1 protein-coding gene and 1 pseudogene are annotated in these 3,549 nt (G+C 31.7%); both read left to right on the top strand.

The annotated features are described in order from the left end of the window. A pseudogene (locus tag HMPREF9018_RS00010) lies at positions 1-689 on the top strand (IS30 family transposase); the annotation flags it as partial. A gap of 375 nt (positions 690-1,064) precedes the next feature. Next, positions 1,065-3,266, top strand: a complete 2,202-nt coding sequence (locus tag HMPREF9018_RS00005; protein ID WP_008446401.1) for an outer membrane beta-barrel protein — start codon at positions 1,065-1,067, stop codon at positions 3,264-3,266. The last annotated feature ends 283 nt before the right edge of the window (positions 3,267-3,549 follow it).

Raw genomic sequence — 3,549 nt, 5'->3', positions numbered from 1 at the left:
AAGGAATATATCACCAATGATCAGTGGTCTCCACGACAAATATCAGGTTATCTGCGCAAGAATGAGGGAATAAAGGTGTCCCACCAATCCATTTATAATATCATTCATAATTATACAACAGGGGAACTTGCCAAACACACAAGGCATAAGATGAAATACAGGCATCGTCCCAAGGTGTGGACATCTTCCAATTAAAGACAGGTTGAGTATCCATGAAAGAAGTAAGGAAGTTGACGGGAAGAGATTTTGAGATGGACTTAATCGTAGCCCCTGACCAACATGCCATACTCACACTGGTAGAGAAATCCACCAATATGCTGCTTATGCAGAAACTGCCATTTGGGAAGCAGTCAAAGTCTCTGGCAAAGGTAGTTAGGGAACTGCTGCTACCATACAAGGACATTCTGAAGACCATTACAACAGACAACGGACCTGAATTTGCAGCACATAAGGACATTACCAAGTTCTTAGGAGTGCCCGTATACTTCGCTGATCCATATTGTTCTTGTCAAAAAGGAACTATTGAGAATACAAATAAACTAATCAGACAATATATACCGAAAAAGGATTCGTTTGAACATTATACAGAAAAGAGAATTATGTCGATACAAAAGAAACTGAACGAAAGACCGAGAGAAAAATTAAACCTTTCTACATCTAAGTGCGAGTTCTTCAAACACGTTTTGTAATTTTGCACTTGCTGGTTGACTCTGCGACACTTAAACTGATTGTGCAAAGATAATATTTTCTGATGAAAACAGTGTGCTTTTACGGAAATAAATTGTAGGTACACCTTAAATTAGTCACATCTAATTCTATTGGAAATAATTTGTTCAAGTTTTAGTACTGTTATTATGCTATCAAAAAGACTCATAATTAATCATTTTACACTGTAAAGTGAGAAAAAAAGAGAAAAGTGAAACTTTTTTAAAGAAAAACACTTCGAAAAATTTGATAAATTGAAATATTTTGCATAATATTGCACTTAGAGGTATAGAACAAACGTTATGGTATTATCATAATGCATCAATATATATTTTAATTGTAAAGGTAAATGTTCTAGTATGAAACAGAGTATTATCATATTTTTATTGACTTTTCTTTATCCCTTTAACACATTTGGACAAAGTCCTATGGATTCAACTTTGCTTCAGGTGTTTGACATTGATAGTATTACACCTATTATTAGAGCTACTGTCACTCTTTTCCCTAAAGAGGGTAAACCGTTGAGGTTTATAACAGACTCTATCGGAAATACCTACATTCCAAACGATGTCATTGCTCGAAGAATTCAAATCAGCTATTTCGGCGACGAATTGTTAGATAGTACCTTACACTGCTGGCAAAAACAAATTAAGTTTTATGTAAATTCTTATAAGGTTTTGGATGAAGTTAAAATAAATGGCTATCGTAAGATGGTAAAACATTCACTCATACAAGATGTTATTAAAATAAAAGATGTAGAAGTATTTAAGCATCAAAACTTAGGTGCGATATTGAATTTTATACCTGGTGCTCTATACAATGATGAAGAATTCTCTTACTTTAGGCATCCAATAGCAGGAATACGGTTGGGTACAACGGGAGTTCTTAAACCTGTAACAAAAGAGATTATAAATAATCTGCGTTCATTATTTACGGAGAATATTGATGAAATAAGATTAAAGAAACTTACTTTAGGGCACGGAATACAATATGAGCTAATTATTATATTAAATAAGGATAACAATTATTCTTTGACCCCCTCTCTTGAAGCTTATTCGGGAAAAAATGGGAATGTTATAGGTAATGTGTTTACACAGTTGAGTAAAAATAAATTCAATACGACATTGCTTATTACAGGAGAATTATTAAAAAAAATGAAAGGAGAATTCTCTATTTATGATTATGGAAACAAAAAAAACATTATAGATTTTGCTGATAAGGAGTGCGAAAAATATTTTTATGCTGACTATAGTGGGGAGCTTACATTCAATAAAGCACTTTCTGCTGGATTAAATCTTAATTATGGGATAGATAATACAAAGAAACGTAGAAATTCTGTGGAATTATTAGAAATTAAAGATATACTATATTATCCACAAAAGTTTAATGATTTTACAGGTAGTTTTTTCTTAAATAGCAATATGGGAAACCATACATTACATTGGGAGGCTTCCTATAATAGATCTATATCAGACATTACTGTCTCCATAGATAATATCCAATCACAGCACCTTAAAAATATAAGCATATCTCCAAATTCCTTTTTGGAATATACTTATACAAATAAATCTAAGAATTTTAGTGTAAATGGTAACATAGCTTATTCTTATCTAGAAATTAAAAATATGGATTCCAATGTAAACAACTCACAGAGTAAACATAAAGAACACACGTTCACTTCGGGAGTTTCCGTTTTTATGGAATATAGCCAATTTAGCGGAAATGCCGTACTACAAGTGGAACATAATAACAATAACCATTATAAAACAATGTCTTTTCTCCCTAAAATATCTTTGAGATATAGTGAGAAATCTATAGGAATAGATATCAATTATGAAAAAACGATTAATCGCCCATTAGCATGGATGCTGACAAACTATAAGACAATAGAAACTGGTAAAGTGTTGCAATCTGGCAATAATTTACTTACTCCATCCACAAAACATCAAGTGGACGCTAGTCTTACCTATTCAAACTTTGTATTTTGTCTTTCAAAGCAATGGGTAAACAATGTTACAGAGCTACAAGCAGATAATTATGACAAAAAAGGGAACCTTATAAAGAAATGGCAAAATATAGGGAAAATAGATAGTTGGGGGTTATCTGTTTATTATAACCTCAGGAAAAAACGTTATTATTTGAACCCTAGTATTAACTTAGAATTTGGACGTTTTTACAATGGCTATGATTGGAGAAATAATCATTTGTTAGTGGCAACAGTCCCATTTCAGTTAATGTTCGGTGATCACAAAATATCGTTGAATACTACATATATTGCTAAAAATAAGAGTAATCAAAGAATAATAAACGATATGTTCATAATGGATATTAATTATTCCTATTATATTCCACGAAGTAATATCACGTTATCACTTTTTGCGCGAGATATCTTTAACCAAAAATCTATAGAGACGTATAGTATAAACGACAAACAATACCAATCCTCTACCATTTTGTACAAGGATAAAAGGCAGTTTGGTATTTCAATTGTATATGAGTTTTCAAAAGGAAATACAAATTCTATTAGCGGAGCAAGAAACAATCAAAATAGAAATAAATAACCTTAAGTAGGGGTTATTATGTATAACAATATAAAAATTAAATTTATAAAAAAAAAGAAAAATTATGGACATTAAGACTTTTGAAAGTCTTAGTTGCAAAGAGCAAATTCATTTGAAAGGAATTGCTGGAGCTCCAAATTCATCTGACTCAGAATTGGCAAAATCAACTAGTAATGACAAATCCATAAATTCAGATACGTCCACTCACTCAGACACGTCTTCATACAATGACAGTTCGACTCATCATGATTAAGGATTAAGTAATTTAGGAGCAGTTACTTTA

Source organism: Prevotella amnii CRIS 21A-A (assembly GCF_000177355.1).
GTDB lineage: Bacteria > Bacteroidota > Bacteroidia > Bacteroidales > Bacteroidaceae > Prevotella > Prevotella amnii.
The sequence above is the reverse complement of the archived record's forward strand: the minus strand, read 5'-3'. Positions and strand labels throughout refer to the sequence as shown.